This is a genomic window from Ensifer oleiphilus (genome assembly GCF_013371465.1).
Taxonomy (GTDB): Bacteria; Pseudomonadota; Alphaproteobacteria; order Rhizobiales; family Rhizobiaceae; genus Ensifer; species Ensifer oleiphilus.
The window spans coordinates 724,591-740,827 of sequence record NZ_JABWDU010000003.1 but is presented as its reverse complement, the minus strand read 5'-3'; the positions used below and the strand labels follow the sequence as shown (position 1 = coordinate 740,827).

General features: G+C 64.1%; 15 protein-coding genes. 3 read left to right on the top strand and 12 right to left on the bottom strand.

Annotated features, from left to right (window positions below; translation table 11 throughout):
- Positions 1-2: 2 nt before the first annotated feature.
- Positions 3-1,973 (top strand): iron ABC transporter permease, encoded by a 1,971-nt coding sequence (locus HT585_RS15945; RefSeq protein WP_343213998.1) that lies wholly within the window; start codon positions 3-5, stop codon positions 1,971-1,973.
- A 130-nt stretch (positions 1,974-2,103) separates the two neighbouring features.
- Here HT585_RS15945 and HT585_RS15940 read toward each other — a convergent pair whose 3' ends face one another.
- Positions 2,104-2,337 carry a hypothetical protein gene (locus tag HT585_RS15940; protein ID WP_176353842.1) on the bottom strand — a complete coding sequence of 78 codons (234 nt, stop codon included), beginning with the start codon at positions 2,335-2,337 and terminating at the stop codon, positions 2,104-2,106.
- 251 nt (positions 2,338-2,588) lie between these two features.
- On the opposite strand from HT585_RS15940, the gene HT585_RS15935 reads away from it, so the two are divergent.
- Positions 2,589-2,954, top strand: coding sequence for a hypothetical protein (locus HT585_RS15935; protein WP_176353841.1), 366 nt, complete (start codon positions 2,589-2,591; stop codon positions 2,952-2,954).
- A gap of 87 nt (positions 2,955-3,041) precedes the next feature.
- Here HT585_RS15935 and lhpI read toward each other — a convergent pair whose 3' ends face one another.
- From lhpI to HT585_RS15895, 8 genes are all read right to left on the bottom strand, one after another.
- The gene (lhpI, locus tag HT585_RS15930) at positions 3,042-4,745 is read right to left on the bottom strand and encodes a cis-3-hydroxy-L-proline dehydratase (protein ID WP_176353840.1); all 1,704 of its coding nucleotides are present in this window, start codon (positions 4,743-4,745) and stop codon (positions 3,042-3,044) included.
- Positions 4,742-5,743 (bottom strand): 4-hydroxyproline epimerase, encoded by a 1,002-nt coding sequence (locus HT585_RS15925; RefSeq protein WP_025429445.1) that lies wholly within the window; start codon positions 5,741-5,743, stop codon positions 4,742-4,744. The genes lhpI and HT585_RS15925 overlap by 4 nt, the downstream gene beginning before the upstream one ends.
- A 14-nt stretch (positions 5,744-5,757) precedes the next feature.
- Positions 5,758-7,008 (bottom strand): NAD(P)/FAD-dependent oxidoreductase, encoded by a 1,251-nt coding sequence (locus tag HT585_RS15920; RefSeq protein ID WP_176353839.1) that lies wholly within the window; start codon positions 7,006-7,008, stop codon positions 5,758-5,760.
- A 7-nt stretch (positions 7,009-7,015) separates the two neighbouring features.
- Positions 7,016-7,738, bottom strand: coding sequence for an amino acid ABC transporter ATP-binding protein (locus tag HT585_RS15915; protein ID WP_173421485.1), 723 nt, complete (start codon positions 7,736-7,738; stop codon positions 7,016-7,018).
- On the bottom strand, positions 7,731-8,384 hold the full coding sequence (locus HT585_RS15910; RefSeq protein ID WP_176353838.1) for an amino acid ABC transporter permease: 654 nt from the start codon (positions 8,382-8,384) through the stop codon (positions 7,731-7,733). Before HT585_RS15910 ends, HT585_RS15915 begins: the two co-directional genes overlap by 8 nt.
- A gap of 12 nt (positions 8,385-8,396) precedes the next feature.
- The gene (locus tag HT585_RS15905) at positions 8,397-9,062 is read right to left on the bottom strand and encodes an amino acid ABC transporter permease (protein ID WP_176353837.1); all 666 of its coding nucleotides are present in this window, start codon (positions 9,060-9,062) and stop codon (positions 8,397-8,399) included.
- A gap of 179 nt (positions 9,063-9,241) precedes the next feature.
- Entirely contained in the window at positions 9,242-10,048 is an 807-nt protein-coding gene (locus tag HT585_RS15900) for an ABC transporter substrate-binding protein (protein ID WP_176353836.1), read from the bottom strand.
- A 181-nt stretch (positions 10,049-10,229) separates the two neighbouring features.
- A complete protein-coding gene (locus tag HT585_RS15895) occupies positions 10,230-11,747 on the bottom strand; it encodes an aldehyde dehydrogenase (NADP(+)) (protein ID WP_176353835.1) in 1,518 nt (505 codons plus the stop codon).
- Between the two features lie 144 nt (positions 11,748-11,891).
- Here HT585_RS15895 and HT585_RS15890 point away from each other — a divergent pair, with 144 nt between their 5' ends.
- Positions 11,892-12,929: an Ldh family oxidoreductase gene (locus tag HT585_RS15890; RefSeq protein ID WP_176353834.1), complete on the top strand. Its 1,038-nt coding sequence runs from the start codon at positions 11,892-11,894 to the stop codon at positions 12,927-12,929.
- Positions 12,930-13,032: 103 nt separating this feature from the next.
- On the opposite strand, the gene HT585_RS15885 is transcribed toward HT585_RS15890, so the two are convergent.
- The 3 genes from HT585_RS15885 to HT585_RS15875 form a co-directional block, all read right to left on the bottom strand.
- Complete coding sequence (locus HT585_RS15885) at positions 13,033-13,995, bottom strand: dihydrodipicolinate synthase family protein (RefSeq protein ID WP_176353833.1); 963 nt, start codon at positions 13,993-13,995, stop codon at positions 13,033-13,035.
- Positions 13,996-14,125: 130 nt separating this feature from the next.
- On the bottom strand, positions 14,126-14,830 hold the full coding sequence (locus HT585_RS15880) for a GntR family transcriptional regulator (RefSeq protein WP_176353832.1): 705 nt from the start codon (positions 14,828-14,830) through the stop codon (positions 14,126-14,128).
- A 235-nt stretch (positions 14,831-15,065) separates the two neighbouring features.
- Positions 15,066-16,217, bottom strand: coding sequence for a hypothetical protein (locus tag HT585_RS15875; protein WP_176354205.1), 1,152 nt, complete (start codon positions 16,215-16,217; stop codon positions 15,066-15,068).
- Between the last annotated feature and the right edge of the window lie 20 nt (positions 16,218-16,237).

The following is a 16,237-nucleotide window of genomic DNA, read 5'->3' as shown; positions in this document are numbered from 1 at the left end:
CAGTGCGCAGCGCAAGGATGCAGGCATCGAGGGCGGTCTCGCTGAAGCTGCTGTTCTCGTCGGGCCTGGGGCTTTTGGTTCTGCTTTCGATCCTGGCGTTGATGCAGGGCGGCAGTCTCGTTGCCTGGAGTGATATCGTCGCCGCACCCTCGCGCCCCGAGACACTGGCGCAGGCCATTATCGAAACCATCCGGGCGCCCCGGCTTTCGGCGGCGATCCTCGTCGGCGTCTGTCTGGCGGTTGCCGGAGCCATCATGCAGACGGTCCTGCGCAATCCGCTTGCGGCACCCGATATCCTCGCGGTGACGACGGGCGCGCAGCTTGCGCTGGTTATCGCCACACTGCTTGTGCCGTTCTATGTGCCGAGCCTGGCGGCGACGGTTTTCGGCGGTGTGCTCGGTGGGCTCTCATGCCTGACGCTCGGGGGTGGGCTCCGTGCGCCGCCGGTTCGTCTGGCGCTGGCCGGCATTGCCCTTTCACTGTCGTTTGCGGCGATTTCGTCGGCGATCGTGCTGATGGCCGACGATCGAGCCTCCGGCATCGTCCTCTGGTCAGCCGGCATTCTCGACCAGACGGGCTGGACGAAGGTCGCAACCGTTGGGCCGGCCGTAGCCGTCGGGCTCTTCGTGGTCAGCCTGATGGCACCGTCTCTCGATCTGCTGGGGCTCGGCGAGGATTCGGCCAGGGGCCTTGGCATGACCCGGGCGGTGACGCTGCTTGCCCTTGGTGTCAGCGTGGTTCTGGCCGGATCGGCGGTGACGCTCGGCGGTCCCATCGGCTTTGTCGGTCTTGCCGTTCCCAATCTGCTCCGTGGAATCGGCATCACCCGACATCGCCAGGTCATTCCCCTCTCGGCAATCTGGGGCGCGGTGGCGGTTCTGATTGCCGATGTCGCTGCACAATGGCTGAGCGCCGAAGGCTCGTCGATCCCGACCGGCGCGATCGTTGCCTGCCTTGGAGCCCCGGCAATGCTGATCCTGCTCAGATTTGCCAGGATCGGCCAGGAACAGCGGCCGCGGGCGGTTTCCATATCCTCTCGGCTGCCGGCCGGCCTCCTCATTGCTGTTCTGCTGGTCGCATCGGCGGTTGCCGTCGCGTCGGCACTCGCCGTCGGCGACGGTATCGCCAAGACAGTGCCGGAGTTGGTCGCCGTTTTCGATTTGCGGGCGCCGCGTCTTCTGGTGGCAATGGGCGCCGGCATGCTTCTGGCGGGTGCCGGCGTCTTCCTTCAGGCGGCCACCCGCAATCCGCTGTGCGGGCCGGAAACGCTGGGTCTGGCGCAGGGGGCTGCACTTTTCAGTCTTGTGGCGCTTCTCGGCGGGTTGCCGCCGGGATCGCCCGGCTTCCAGCTGGTGGCGGCCGCAGGTTCCTTTGCCGCGCTGTTTTGCCTCTTTGCCTTCGGCGTTCACCGGACACCGGAAAGGCTGGTGCTTTACGGCATTGCCTTGGCGGCGAGCCTTGGCGCCTGCGGCACCATCATTGTTGTCGAGGCACGGCTGCAGACCATGCAGGCTTTGTCGTGGCTGGCGGGGTCCACGCATGCCCGCGGCATGGACGACGCAGCAACCCTCCTACCCTGGCTCCTGTTGCTCCTCGTCGCGGCCATGTCATTTTGCTCGCGGCTCGATGTGCTGGTCCTCGGTGACGACACTGCACGGTCGCTTGGGCTCTCGACCAGCGGAACTCGCCTTGCTGCGGCCGCATTCGCTGCCGCCTTCGTCGCCGGCGCGGTATCGTCCATCGGCGCTATCGGCTTCGTCGGTCTGCTCGCGCCGCATGCCGGAAGGCTTCTCGCCGGTCCGAAACATGCGCGCCTTCTGCCTGTTTCGCTGGTACTCGGCGCCATCCTCGTCGTCGTCGCCGATATGGTGGGACGCAGTGTCATTGCGCCACGCGAGTTGCCGGCGGGCATCGTGACCGCATTGGTCGGGGCGCCGGTGTTCGCTCTGCTGCTCAACCGTCGTCGTTCATGAGGAGGATCGTCCTGGCCGGCGGCGATAACCTTCGCCGTTGCTCACGCCTTCGCCTTGAAGCCTTTTCCAAGACGGCTCGGGATTTCGGTCCCCTGGGCGCCCGGTTCATCTGCGCAGCCGATCGCCGCTGTTAGTTGCGGAATATACCCTTGTAGTAGGCTCCGTTCCTCGGCGGAGGGTGGTTGACGACGACGGCAGGGCTCTTGCTCCTTGCGGGTGTGGCCGACGGCTTTCCCGCTTCTTCGGGATTGCGCGTTGAGCGGTCCTGCGGTTTGTTTTGGGATGCTGCGGGGTGCATGCCGCCGGTGCCGATCGCAAAGGCCAGGACTGCAATGACCGACAGTCCGCTGAGCATTCTGCGCATTGTTCCATCCTCCTGTTGCTGGGTCGCGGTAGACGATCGCATGAGCCTGCGTCGATGCTGTGACGCTTGCAGCGCGCTCCGCATCGGCCGGGGCCGCGCCAACCTGTCCGTCAGGCCCAATCCCCGCCCGGAAAGGCTGCGCTTTGCAACCCAGCATGCGGTTGCGGCGGGCCTTATTCTATCTGGGATCGGCTGAATGCGCGCCGATCAAGTGTTAAGATCGCGGCTCCAAGGCGACGAGGGCGAGTGACATGCTGAGCGCGGACCGCAGTGACCGAGGGCCGTTCTGGACACGGCCGATGCCAGTGGGGCAGGCGGAGCTCAGCCCGTGCGTTCTCGATGAGATTGACGCGAACGGCGGACGAACCGGTTTTCGAGGTTACATTCTGCAGATCTTTGATACGCCGGATGCCCGGCCTTCTGGCGTTCTCGAAATCGCGCTCAACCGAAAACAACACCGCGCCTGCGGCATTTACGAAAGCGAAGCATCGGGCCCTGCCGCCCGGCGGGATCGTGTCGTCCTGATGACCGATCCGGTCTGGTTTGCCGCCTCGACCCCGCAGGAGGCCGCAAACGTCCTGTACCAGACGCTCGTCGACCGAGCACCTGATCTTTAAGCGCACGCGAACCCGCCGCATGTGTTGCGGCGGCTATGCGGAAACGCATTCACGTCAAGATACCAGCCGGCGTCTTGTCGGCGGGCGTTATCGTCCCGCTGGGGAAAGCCAATCCGGCATCCGCGCAGGCACGCGGCCCGTCAGCGCCGCCGTCACGCAATCAGCAAGGTTGCCGAGGCGAACCGCACGGCCGGACAGGCCGGGGCCGTAGTGGGCATATTTGCCGGAATTGGTCATCAGTGCGCGGGTTTGTGTCGGGAACACCGGTTCCGAGATCGAGCACCAACAGAGGTCGGGCAGGACCTGCACGCCGCTCGCCTCAAGGGCGGAAAGAACGCCCTCGGCGCGCGCGGCGGCAATCACCTCGCGGCCGGCCGTTACGATCACGGCGACATCCCTGTGCCGTGTGCGGCCGGCAAGCGTCGTGGCCAGGGCCCGGCATTCGTTGAGCGACGCATGAGGGCTGCCGATGGCTACCAGTTCCACGTCCTCCGGGCCGTCGTTCAAAACTGTCCATGCGGCCGCCATTTCGGCGCGCGTGATCGTTACAGTGTCAGCGTCGCTCGTCGCGGCATCTTCGGCCTCCGGCGTGACGCCTTCGATGTGCAGCATTGGCGAAGCGGACGTGGTGCCGAAGGCGGCGCAGAGTGCCTTCAGGTCGTCGGGCGAGGGTTTTGCAGCGGCAAGGCCGCGCAGAAGCGGGATACGATCCGGCGCGGCGCGCCCGGCGAGATAGCCGATCAGTGGCCAGAACGCATCGTCCACGGCGTCGGGCAGATCCACGTCGATGACGCGGCTGGCCTTGCGGTGTTCGTCGAGATAGACGCCCGAGAGCGGCGCGCGGCCGGTCAGCGCAATGCACAGGTCGAGGAAGTCAGGGTGTTTTGCCGTCCGCGCGCCGAGCACGGTATTGGCGTATATAACGGCGTTGGATTCCGCCCATGCAATCGCTTCGCCGGCCTCAGGCGCGCTATCGAGCAGATAAGGCGAACAGGTAAAGGTCGGGCGGCATCCCATGCGGACATAGGCGTCGGCAAGGCGCGCGGCCGGGTCGCCGAAAGACGACGGCACGCCCTGCGCCTGCCAGTTGGCTCGGTCGACTGAGATGGCGTTCATCGTCGTCGGCAATCGGACCCGTGCACCCATGTCAGCCATTTTCTCGGCGAAGGTGAGGTTGGCGGGGCTCGCATAGATGCAGCCGTCGATATGCCCCTGGGTGACGCTGACAAGGCGTGTCGCGCCCTGCTGCGCCGCCATGGCGCAGATGATGCGCATGGCTGCCTCGACCGCCACGCCGTCGCGCCCGTCCAGCATGGCGCGGTCTGCGTCTTCAAGGTCGAGTTTTGCGGTCGCAGGCGGTGCAATCTCGATCGTCAGCCCCTCGGCCACGATCGCCTTTTCGGTGATGCGCGCAGACTTTGCCTTGGCGAGGGCAGCGAACGCATCGCGTGAGAGGCGCAGGACGGGCAACTGCTTGTCGAACATTTCGGCGGCAATCAGCGCGCCCAGCGTCAGCACGTCCTCGGCCTCGGAAAAGACGAGTGCTGCCGGCGCGCGGCCGGTCAACGCGAGATCGAGCAGCACGCCCGAGCCGGTGCAGGAGCCCCGGCTCGACGGCATCATCAAGATACTGCCGGTAAGACAGATCCCGTGCAGCGGATGGTGAACATCGATCACCGCTCCGGTCGCCGGATCGACGCCACCCCAGAAGCTCAGCGCTTCCGGTGCGGCAACGACGGGGCCTTCGGCGGTGCCGCCAAGGATGCTGTGAGCGGCGATCGAATGTGTCATTTGACGACGAAGCCGTGTGCGAAGGGGTCGCGATCGTCGATGAAGATCGTGTTGATGCCGGTCATGCGCGCCCATCCGGCGATGGAGGGGATGATCGCATCGCGGTCGGCAACCTTGGTCGCTGCTTCGACCCGACCCTTGAACAGCGAGCCGATGATCGATTCATGAACGAATTCGTCGCCGACCTTCAGCTTGCCCTTGGCCGCGAGCTGCGCCATGCGCGCCGAAGTGCCGGTGCCGCAGGGCGAGCGGTCGATCGCCTTTTCGCCGTAGAACACGGCGTTGCGGGCATGCGCTTCGGCCTGCGTCGGCTTGCCCGTCCACTGGATGTGGCTGAGCCCCTTGATCTCCGGATGCTCGGGATGGACGAACTCGTACTTCGCGTTCAAGGCGGCGCGCAGTTTCGGGCTCCAGCCAATCAGTTCGCCGGCCGTGTGATCGGCCATATCGCGAAAATTCTTCTGCGGCTCGACGATGGCGTAAAAATTGCCGCCATAGGCGACGTCGACGACGATCTCGCCGAGACCCTCGACTTCGGCAGTCAGTCCCTCGGCATAGAGGAAGCCAGGCACGTTGGTCAGGCGCACTTCCTCGACGAAGCGGCCCTCCTGGCGATAGCTGATGTCGACCTTGCCGGCCGGCGCATCGATCGACAGCTTGCCCGGTTCACGCGGCGTAATCAGTCCGTTCTCGATCGCCATGGTGATCGTGCCGATGGTGCCGTGGCCGCACATCGGCAGGCAGCCGGAGGTTTCGATGAACAGGACGGCGACGTCGCAGTCGGGGCGCGTCGGCGGATAGAGGATCGAGCCGGACATCATGTCGTGGCCGCGCGGCTCGAACATCAGGCCGGTGCGGATCCAGTCGAATTCCCGCAGGAAATGGGCGCGCTTTTCCAGCATGTTGGCGCCTTCGAGACGAGGGCCGCCGCCGGAAACGAGACGGACGGGATTGCCACAGGTGTGCCCGTCGATGCAGGAGAAAGTGTAGGTGGCCATGGTCGAAACCTCTGTCAGAACCGTTGCGGCGAGAAGGGAGCGATGTCAATCGTCGGGGACTGGCTGGTCAGCAGATCCGCGACCAGCCGGGCGGTGCCCGCCGATTGGGTTAGGCCGAGATGGCCGTGACCGAAAGCATAGACGACCCGCGCCGTGGCGCGGGCGCGGCCGATGGCCGGAAGGCTGTCGGGCAGCGACGGGCGGAAGCCCATCCACTGCACGCCGCCCGTCGACTTGAGGCCCGGCAGGAAGGTTTGGGCCTTCTGCAGCATGGCCTCGGATCGGCGATAATTCGGCGGCAGCGTCAATCCGCCGAGTTCGACCGCGCCGCCGACACGGATGCCGGTCGACAGGCGGGTGACGACGAAGCCATGGCCGCCGAAGGTGACCTGTGTGCGCAGGTCGAAGGCATCTGCCGGCAGCGTGGTGTTGTAGCCGCGCTCGGTTTCGAGCGGAATGCTCTCGCCCAAGGATTTGGCGATCCGGTGCGAGAAGGCGCCGGCCGCAAGCACGACCTGTGCCGCCCGCCGCGTGTTGCCGTTCGTCGTGCGGATTTCGACGCCGTCGTCGATCGTCGCAAGCGCCGTAACCTCGGCGCGCTCGATGGCGCCGCCTCTGGAGCGGAAATGCTCCGCGAGCGCCAGCGTATAGAGCTTGGGGTCGGCGATCGAGTACCATCCCGGCGTAAACGTGCCATGGGTGAAGCGGGGTGCGAGACCCGGCTGGATCCCGGCCATCTCGGCGGCACCCATATGGCGGAACTCGATGCCGTGCTTAGACCGCGCGTCCCACCCGGGCTGCGAAGCCTTGAGCTCGGCGTCGCTTTCATAGACCTGAAGATTGCCTTCCTTGCGCAGCATCGGCAGCGTGCCGGTGGCGGCAAGGAACGGTTCCAGCTCCGCCTTGGACAGATCCATCATCGCCGTCTGGGCGGCGGTCGAATGGGCCACCCGCTTCGGCGAGCAGGCGCGCCAGAAGCGGAACATCCACGGCGCTATCTGCGCGGCGTAGGCGGGCGGGACACTCAGCGGCCCCAGCGGGTCGAGCAGCCACTTCGGCGCCTTCTTCAAAATGCCGGGCGAGGCGAGCGGCAGGATGTCGGTGAAGGCAAAGGCTCCGGCATTACCAGCCGAAGCCCCGGCCGCGGGGCCCTCCCGGTCGAGCACGGTGACCGAAAGCCCCCGTGCCTGGGCCGCAATTGCGGCGGAAAGGCCGACAACGCCGGCGCCGATGACGATGACGTCAGGCTGAGCTGCATCCTTCATGATCGGCTCAGTGTGTCGCAGCCAGGAACTTTTGCAGTTCTGGATCCTTCGGCGCACCGAACAGCGCCTCCGGCGGGGCGATCTCGGCCATCACGCCCTTGTGGAAGAAGGCCACTCGGTCGGACACCTCGCGGGCGAACTTCATTTCGTGCGTGACGCAGATCATCGTCATGCCCTCGGAGGCAAGCATGCGCAGCGTGTCGAGCACTTCGCCGACGAGCTGTGGGTCGAGCGCCGAGGTCACTTCGTCGAACAGCATGTATTCCGGCGACATGGCAAGGGCGCGGGCAATCGCCATGCGCTGCTGCTGGCCGCCGGACATACGGTTCGGGTAGACCTGGAGCTTCTCACCGAGGCCGACATGGGTCAGCTGCTTGACGGCCATTTCCTCTGCCGCCTGCTTGGACTGGCCGAGCACCTTGCGCGGGGCGAGCATGACGTTTTCAAGCACGGTCAGGTGCGGAAATGCATTCCATTGCTGGAAGACGATGCCGATCTTGCTGCGTAGCTTGTTGAGATCCGTGCTCTTGGCATGAACTTCGGTGCCGTCGACCTTGATCCGACCGGCATCGATCGGCTCGAGGCCGTTGATGCAGGTGAGCAGGGTCGATTTTCCGGAGCCGGAACCACCGATGACCGTGACGACTTCACCCTTCTGGACGGTGAGGTCGATGCCCTTCAGAACTTCCAGCGTGCCGAAGGATTTGCGGACGTTTTCAATCTCAATCATTGGGGGACCACCGTTTTTCGAGATACCCACCAAGCCGGGCGATGGGGAAGCTGATGAGGAAGTAGATTGCACCGCAGATCAGAAGAATGAACAGCGGTTCCTGCAGGCGCGTAACGAGGATCTGCGAGGCGCGCAGAAGCTCGATCAGGCCGAGCCAGAGCACGAGCGCAGAGTCCTTCATGACGCCGAGCGTGAGACCGATCCAGGATGGCAGCGAAACGCGGGTGGCAAGCGGCGCCACGATGTAACGCATGTCCTGCCACCAGGTCATGCCGAGCGAGCGAGCCGCGCGGCGAGTGGTTGGCGGCACGGAGGAAATGCCGCCGCGCACGATCTCGGTGCAATAGGCGGCCGTATAGAGCGACAGCACCACGCAGGAGGTGGTGAACGGACCCCAGCCCAATTTGGCGATGGACTGGAAGGCATTGGCGAGCACCAGCTGGATCAGCAGCGGCACGGAGCGAAACACATCGAGCACGAAGGTCAGCGGCAAGGACCAGTATGGTCCGGCCTGAACGCGGATCACCCCGAACAAAATGCCGAGCAGCGTACCAGCGGTGACCGAGACGGCGGTGACGGCGAGCGTCATCGCCGCACCCTGTGCCAGGAAGGCGAGGTCACTCCAGGTGAGGGCGGTATTGAACATCTCTCACCTCTCTCAGTAGCGGAACATGCGCGAGGCAATTGCTCGGGCAGCGAGGGTAACGGCCTTGGCGATGACGTAGTAGATCACCGCCGCAAGCGCGAAAAATTCGAAGGTGCGGAACGACCGGGCGTTCAGTTCCTGGGTGACGCCGGCAAGGTCGGTGTTCATGCCGACGGTAACGCCGAGCGAGGTCATCAGGATCGCCCAAACCATCTGGTTCGTGGTCGGCAGGAAGGCGATGCGCAGCATTTGCGGCAGCACGATGTAGCGGAAGGCCTGTATCGCCGACATGCCGAGCGAACGGCCGGCCCGGGTCTGGGTATCCGGTATCGCTTTGAGGGCGCCGCGGAAGTTTTCCGCCAGATAACCCGCATTGTTGAAGGCGATGCCGACCAAAAGGGCCGTGTAGGGGCTTAGATGGATGCCGAAATTGCCGAGTCCGAAATGGGCCATGTAGATCTGGAACAGCGCGGGCGTGTTGCGCGCGATCTCGATCCAGGTTGTGGCAAAGCCGCTGAGGACGCGGTTGCCGGACAGGCGGAACCCCGTCAGCGCGAGCGCGCAGACCACGCCGATCAGCATCGACAGCAGCGCGATCTGCAGCGTGATCAGCGCGCCGTCAAGCATTTGCGGCAATGCTTTCAGCGCCTGGTTCCAGTGGAAGGTGTAATTGAACATCGCCGTCTCACCTTTTCGAAAAATGAGCGATACCAATATGCGCTGATATTGGCGGATTGCGCCGGAGGGCCCGGCTTTTCGGGGCGCCGCCTGAAGGCCCCACGCAATCGGTCAATATCAACGCATCTTGGCATGACGGCGCGAGGCGTTTGCCTCGCGCCGCCAGAGAAACGGACAGATTAGCGGTAGACGCCGTTTACTGCCAGCGAAGGCAGCTCGCCGCCGACCCACTTTTCGTAGAGTTCGGCATAGCGGCCGGTGCGGACCTGCTGGTTGATGAACAGGTTGAGATAGTTGATGAGGCCGTATTCTTCGCGGTTGGTGAAGAGAGCGACGTAGTCGGTATCGAACGGCGCCTTGCCGACGACGGCGATGCCCGGGAACTTGCCGGTCTTCACGTTGGCCTGCGCAACCGTCGAGGTCGACACGGTAGCGTCGATCTGGCCCTGGCTCAGCGCGAGGAAGACGTCAGCCTGGGTCTGGTAAGGACGGAATTCGCCTGCACCCCATTCCTTGACCTGCTTTTCGAGCGCGATGGCTTCGAAGGTGCCGGCGGTGGCGCCGACAACCTTGCCCTTCATGTCTTCGAAGGACTTGATGCCGGTCTTCTCATTGGCGGTGACGGCCATTTCGAAGGCGAAGTAGGGAACGGTCATGCCAACGGTCTTGGCGCGCTCGAGCGTGTCGGAGGTCGAAGCGACGCCGACGTCGACGCGTCCGGACATCAGCGCGGGAATGCGCTCGGGGAAGGGAGTTTCGACGATCTCGGCGGTGACGCCAAGCGCCTTTGCCAGGTCGTTGCAATAGTCGACGTCGAAGCCGATCGGGTTGTTGTTCTCGTCGCGAGAACCCATCGGCGGGAAGTCAAGCACCACTGCGCAACGCAGCGTACCCGAGCCGATGATGTCATCCAGCTTGTCGGCATGGGCCGGGCTGGTCAGAGCAGTGGCGGCAACGAGGCCGAAGGCTAGGACCGAGGTCTTCATTTTTCTCTCTCCCTGAATTGGTGTGCCGTTTGACGGCGACCGCAATATTCCGCTTTGGAGAGCGTAAATCAACCTAAAAATACAAACAGTATACAAAAAGTATATGATCCTAACGCCGGCCGCGTGCGGGGATCCCATTTATTTCGTAAAATGGGATCCCAACGCAGCGATCGGTCGCGTGTCAGTTGCCGAAGTCTTCGGGCAGCAAGGCCTCCGGCATGTTCTGGTAGGCGACGGGACGCAGGAACCGACGGATCGACATGGTCCCGACGCTGGTTGCCCCAAAGTTCGTCGAGGCCGGATAAGGCCCACCGTGTACCATGGAATCTACCACCTCGACCCCGGTCGGAAAACCGTTGACCAGGAGGCGGCCAGCTTTCCGCTCGAGAATGGGGCGCAGACGCAGAGCCGACTGCGTGTCGCCGGCATCCATGTGCACGGTGACCGTCAGCTGTCCCTGGAGACCGCGCGCGAGCTGCTCCATTTCATCCTCGGAATTCACGCGGACGACGAGGCCGAGCGGACCGAAGACTTCCTCGCCGAGGGCGTGGTCGGCCAGAAACTGCGCGCCCGTGGTCTCGAACAGATTGGGCGATGCGGCGCGGTCCGTCGAGCTGGTCACGAGCAGCGGCTTGACGCTGTTGCGGGTGGTGAAGCGCTCCTGCCCGTCGCGATAGGCCTTGGCGATCCCGTCGGTCAGCATCGTCTGCGGCGCCACCTTGCCGAGCGCTTCAGTCGCTGCCGCCGTGAAGCGGTCGGCGTCGGCGCCTTCGATCACCACCGCAATGCCCGGATTGGTGCAGAACTGGCCGGCGCCCATCGTCAGCGATCCTGCCCAGCCCTGTCCGAGTGCCTCGCCACGGGCCTTCAACGCCTCCGGCAGCAGGAACATCGGGTTGACCGAGCCGAGTTCGCCGAAGAACGGGATCGGCTCCGGCCGTGCGGCGCAGAGATTGAAGAGCGCACGGCCACCGGCGAGCGAACCGGTGAAGCCGACTGCCTTGATCAACGGATGCTGCACCAGTGCTTCGCCGACCTGTCGGTTACCGCCCTGGATCAGCGAGAAGACGCCCGGATGAACGCCGGTCTTGCGGATGGCGGCTTCGACAGCCTCGGCGACGATCTCGCCGGTGCCGGGATGAGCCGAATGGCCCTTGACCACAACAGGGCAGCCGGCGGCAAGTGCTGCTGCTGTGTCGCCGCCAGCGGTCGAGAAGGCGAGCGGGAAGTTGGAGGCACCGAAGACGGCGACAGGTCCGATCGGCCGCTGGATCAGCCGGATCTCCGGGCGGGGCGCCGGCTGGCGCTCGGGCAGGGCAGCATCGACGCGTCGGTCGAGGTAGGCACCCGCCTCTATGTGGTCGGCGAACAGCCGCAACTGTCCGGTGGTGCGGCCGCGTTCGCCCTGCAGCCGCGCTTCCGGCAGGCCGGTTTCCTGGCTGCCGATCGCGGTAATGGCCTCGGCGCGGGCCTCGATCTCGTCGGCGATGGCGCGCAGGAAGGTTGCACGCTCCGCCCGCGACGAATTGCCGTAAGTCCAGAACGCTTCCTCGGCAGCTTCGCATGCGCGGTTCACCAGCTCCACGGTGCCCACGGCGAAGTCGTGCGACGATCCATGGGCCGGCGTCGAGGCAAAGGTGCCTGCGCCGTCAAGCCACTCGCCGGCGACGAGATGTTTTCCTTTAGGGGTGAAGACCATCTGCGGATCCTTTCTTGAGAACACCGGTGTCTTTCGGCATGAATAGCTCGCAGCCGATTTGCACTTGTCGGATCTTTGTATACTCTATGTATGCAGAACTTCAACCGCCCGTAACAGGGTCATACGCAGCCAGAAAGGTACAAGATGAGTGAGACCACCACCCTGACGATCTCCGCAGTTCAGGAGCGGGTCGAGGCGATCTTCCGCAAAGGCGGGCTCAACGCCGTCCAGGCCGGAGCCCTTGCCCGGGTGATCGTGGCGGGCGAACGTGACGCCTGCAAGTCGCACGGCATCTACCGTATCGAAGGTGCGCTGCGCACCGTCAAGGCCGGCAAGGTGAAGCCGGACGCGGTCCCCGAACTGCTGGCGCAGGAAGGCTCGGCCATCGTCAAGGTCGATGCCAAAGGCGGATTTGCCAACCCGGCCTTCGAACTTGGCCTGCCAGTGCTCGCCGAACGTGCCCGGACGCTGGGCATCGCCGCACTCGTCATCAACGACTGCACCCATTTCTCGGCGCTCTGGCCTGAAGTGGAAGGCTTGACCGGGGAAGGGCTTGCCGGCCTCGTCATGTGCCCGAGCTATGCGACCGTCGCGCCGACCGGCGGCAACAAGCCGCTTTTGGGCACCAACCCCTTCGCCTTCGGTTGGCCGCGCCAGAACCAGCCGCCCTACGTCTTCGACTTTGCGACCTCGGTTGCCGCACGCGGCGAGATCGAGTTGCACCGCCGTGCGGGCAAGGCACTGCCGGAGGGCTGGGCGATCGATGCTGAAGGCAATCCGACGACCGACCCGGAAGCTGCTCTCGCCGGCGCCATGCTGCCCTTCGGCGGCCACAAGGGTTCGGCCATCGGCACGATGGTCGAGCTTCTCGCCGGCATCATGATTGGCGACCTCACGAGCCCTGAAGTGCTCGATTATCTCGGCACCACGACCTTGGCGCCGTTCCATGGCGAGCTGATCATCGCCTTCTCGCCGGAAAAATTCGCGGCGGGACGGCCGGGCAATCCGTTCGACCGCGCGGAAATGCTGTTCGAGGCGATCGTCGGCCAGGGCGCCCGTCTTCCTTCGCAGCGCCGCTTCGTTGCGCGCGCCAAGTCTGAAGCCGAAGGCATTGTCCTCAACAAGGCGGAGACGGAGCAGCTCGACCGACTGCTCGCACTCGGGCTCGACGCCGTCGCATAAGCGACGGCATACCCGCCGCAATCCCTGCGGCGCACAGTGGATCGGCAAACGAAAAAAGGCCCACCGATTGGCGGGCCTTTCTTCTGTGACGTGATGCGGACGATCAGGCCTTGTACTTCTGGACCGCGCCCGGGAGCTTGCTCCACTCGCCGTACCAGCTGTTGAACAGCTTGAACTGGGCTTCGACATAACCGCGCTGGCTGTCCGAGAGCGCATCGCTCTCGTTGAAGTGCAGCGTGTATTCCTTGTCGCCCTTCAGCACCATCATGTGCTTGAAGTATAGAACCAGGTCCGGGCCTTCGTCGAAGGAGGAGAGAACGGCGAGTGCCTGTTCCAGTTCCAGCGCGCGAAGGCGTGCATCGACGTCGCCTTTGGCGGCTGCCCGCGACAGGTTGCACATGTGGATGACTTCCTTCGGCAGCACGCAGCCGATGCCGGTGATCGCGCCGGTTGCGCCGCAGTTGACGAAGCCGTGGAAAACGGCCGTGTCGACGCCGATCATCAGCGAGACGCCATCGTCACGGCTGGTGATGTTTTCGGCCGCATAACGCATGTCGGCGGCGCCGCCGAATTCCTTGAAGCCGACAAGGTTCGGATGTTCGGCGCGCAATGCGAAGAACAGGTCGGCGCGGGTGGCAAAGCCGTAGTAGGGGCTGTTGTAGATGACCGCCGGCAGGTCCGGAGCGGCCGTAAGAATGGCCTTGAAGTGGTTCTTCTGGGCGGCGACGACCGAGCCGCGCGAAAGCACGCGCGGAATGACCATCAGGCCCTGGGCGCCGACCTTCTGGGCGTGGGCCGCATGGGCGACGGCAGACGCGGTGTTGACGGCGCCGGTGCCGACGATCACGGGGATGCCGGCCTTGACCAGGCGCTCGACGCCTTCCATGCGCTGCGCGTCGGTCAGAAGCGGCCAATCCCCCATCGAGCCGCAATAAACCACTGCGGACATGCCTTGGGCAATCAGGTCCTTGCCCTTGCGCACGAGTGCGTCGAAATCGGGGGTGCGGTCATCCTTGCAGGGGGTCATCAGCGCCGGAATGACGCCGGTGAAAATCTGTGCCTTCATCTGAAACTCCTCTCGGCTTTGTCACTTTGGGCAAGGACGTCGGCGCCATCCATGGCGCACGTCTTCGTGCCTCTGGTGATCAGATATATCTGTTTGTATTTTACTTGTCGACAAGAAAAATACAAAGCCGCTAAAGAGCGATGTCGAGCTGGTTTTTCCGGGCGAAAAGCTTTTGCACCTGCTGGACGATCTGCTCGGCATGTGCCTTGCCGAGACGGTCGGCCGCCTCGAGATCGCGGGCGGTGATCGCGGCAATGATTTCCGCATGCTCGTCGACGAAGCGCTGCGGGAATTGCTCCTCGTAGGACTGGTAGTAGAGGCGCAGCATCCGCCGTCCTTCATCCAGCAGTCGACGGAAGAGGCCGGTGAAATAGGGGTTGCGGCCGGCTTCTGCTATCGCCGCGTGGAAGGCGGCGTTGGTGGCGATCATCGCCAGCGCGTCGCCTGACTTAATGGCCGCGGCATAGTCTTCATGGAAACCCCGAATGATCGGCAGATCTTCCGGGCGATGGTTCTGCGCTGCCAGGCGCGTGGTGACGCGGTACATCAGCACGAGAGCGTCGAAGAAAGTGTGCATGTTGAGGAAGTCGATGCTCGAGACCATCGTCGATCGGTTCGGCAGCGTGTCGATCAGGCCTTCGCCCGCCAACCGCACCAGCGCTTCACGGATCGGCGTGCGCGACATCTTGAACCGTTCCGCAAGCTGCACCTCGTCGATCGGGCTGCCCGGCGCCAGCTCAAGATCGAGGATTTCGTCGCGCAACAGGTCGTAGACCATCTTCACGCCGGAGCCGCGCTTGCGCTCGAGTGTTGGGCTGGAATCGGTGTCGGTCATGTCAAGAATCCTTATGTCGACACGATAAATACTTCTCCCCGCCCTTCGGATCAACTCTGCGTGGTCACTCGATGTTCACTTGAGCAATCGGGTGCGATCCTGTTGCCGGCGCGCGTGATCGTCGCGGCATCGTCATGCCCCGCAAAAGCCGGTCAAAATCGAAACAGACGCGGCTGCCGCCAGGTCCGCGAAAATAACCCTGGCTCTGACGGCAATGATCAAGAGGTGCCGACCGTCACAGGGCCGGCATGTTCGTTCTCGAGAAGCTCGCAAACGCTGCCGCCGGAAGCGGACCTGCGGTCAGCAGGGTAAAATCGAAGGATGCGCGAACGTCTGGGCCGAGGACATACTGACGATGCACGCGCAGGAAAGTGCGTCTGATCTTACGGTAGCGGTCGGCCGACAGCATGTGCTTGACCTTGATATAGGCGATGGAGGGCTGCTTTTCCTGGGGGTGCCCGGTCAGAGTGGCGACACGCGTCTTGTAGAAGTTGACCACATCCGTCAGGCACTGCACCTCGAACCAGAAGACTTCCTTGGCGCGGGCGATGGCCCCGACGCGAGCGCGAAGGGCCTCTGCCGGTCGCATCAGCGCGCATTGCAGGATGGCGCCGCCAAGCGTTGCGAACACCACCCGCTTGCCTGCCAGAATATCCGGGTGCCGCTCGATCAACATGCCGATGACATGCGCGGCGACGCTTGCACCCATGCTGTGCGCGCTGATCAGATACTCGTCGGCCCCTTCGCTGAACGCTTCGCGGGCGCCGTCCACGCAGGTTTCGAGCCATCGATTGAAATCGGGCCGATCCAATCTCGCCAAGGCAACGGCCATTTCCCAGTCGGCAAACAGGTGCAGCGTGTGGAACTTCGCCGCGACCGGCAGCAGGACCTGCCGGACCAGAAGCGCTGCCAGCGGCACGCTCCAAAGGAGATTCCAGGAGGAGAGGTCCAACGCGCGCGGTAAGAATGCGACGACAAGGGCGGCGACCGTCATCAGGCCGGCCAGCAGGAAGGGGAACAGGAAGAACAGGCCGAAGCGCCAGGCATGACGAAAGTAACTGCAAAGCCCGCCGCTGAACGCCACATGCAGCGCGCTGGCAAATCCCCCTGCCAGCCGGCGCACCAACGGTCGACGGTTCAAGGCGCCGACGAGCACATCGTGATCGAAAACATGGATACGGCTCGACGTCTGCCAGTCCGACCCGGCGCAATCGACATCGAAATGCGCCGCCTGCCTCGTTCTGACCAAGGGTCCCACATCGGATTTGAACTCCCACGCCGTGGCGCTTTGTCGTGCCGAACGCTGATAGCGCAGGCGGTGTGCTTCCGCATCGAAGGGCTCAAAGCCCGGAAAATGCAGGACGACCCTTTTCGTAACACGGGGCATGGGAGGCATCTGTGAACTTG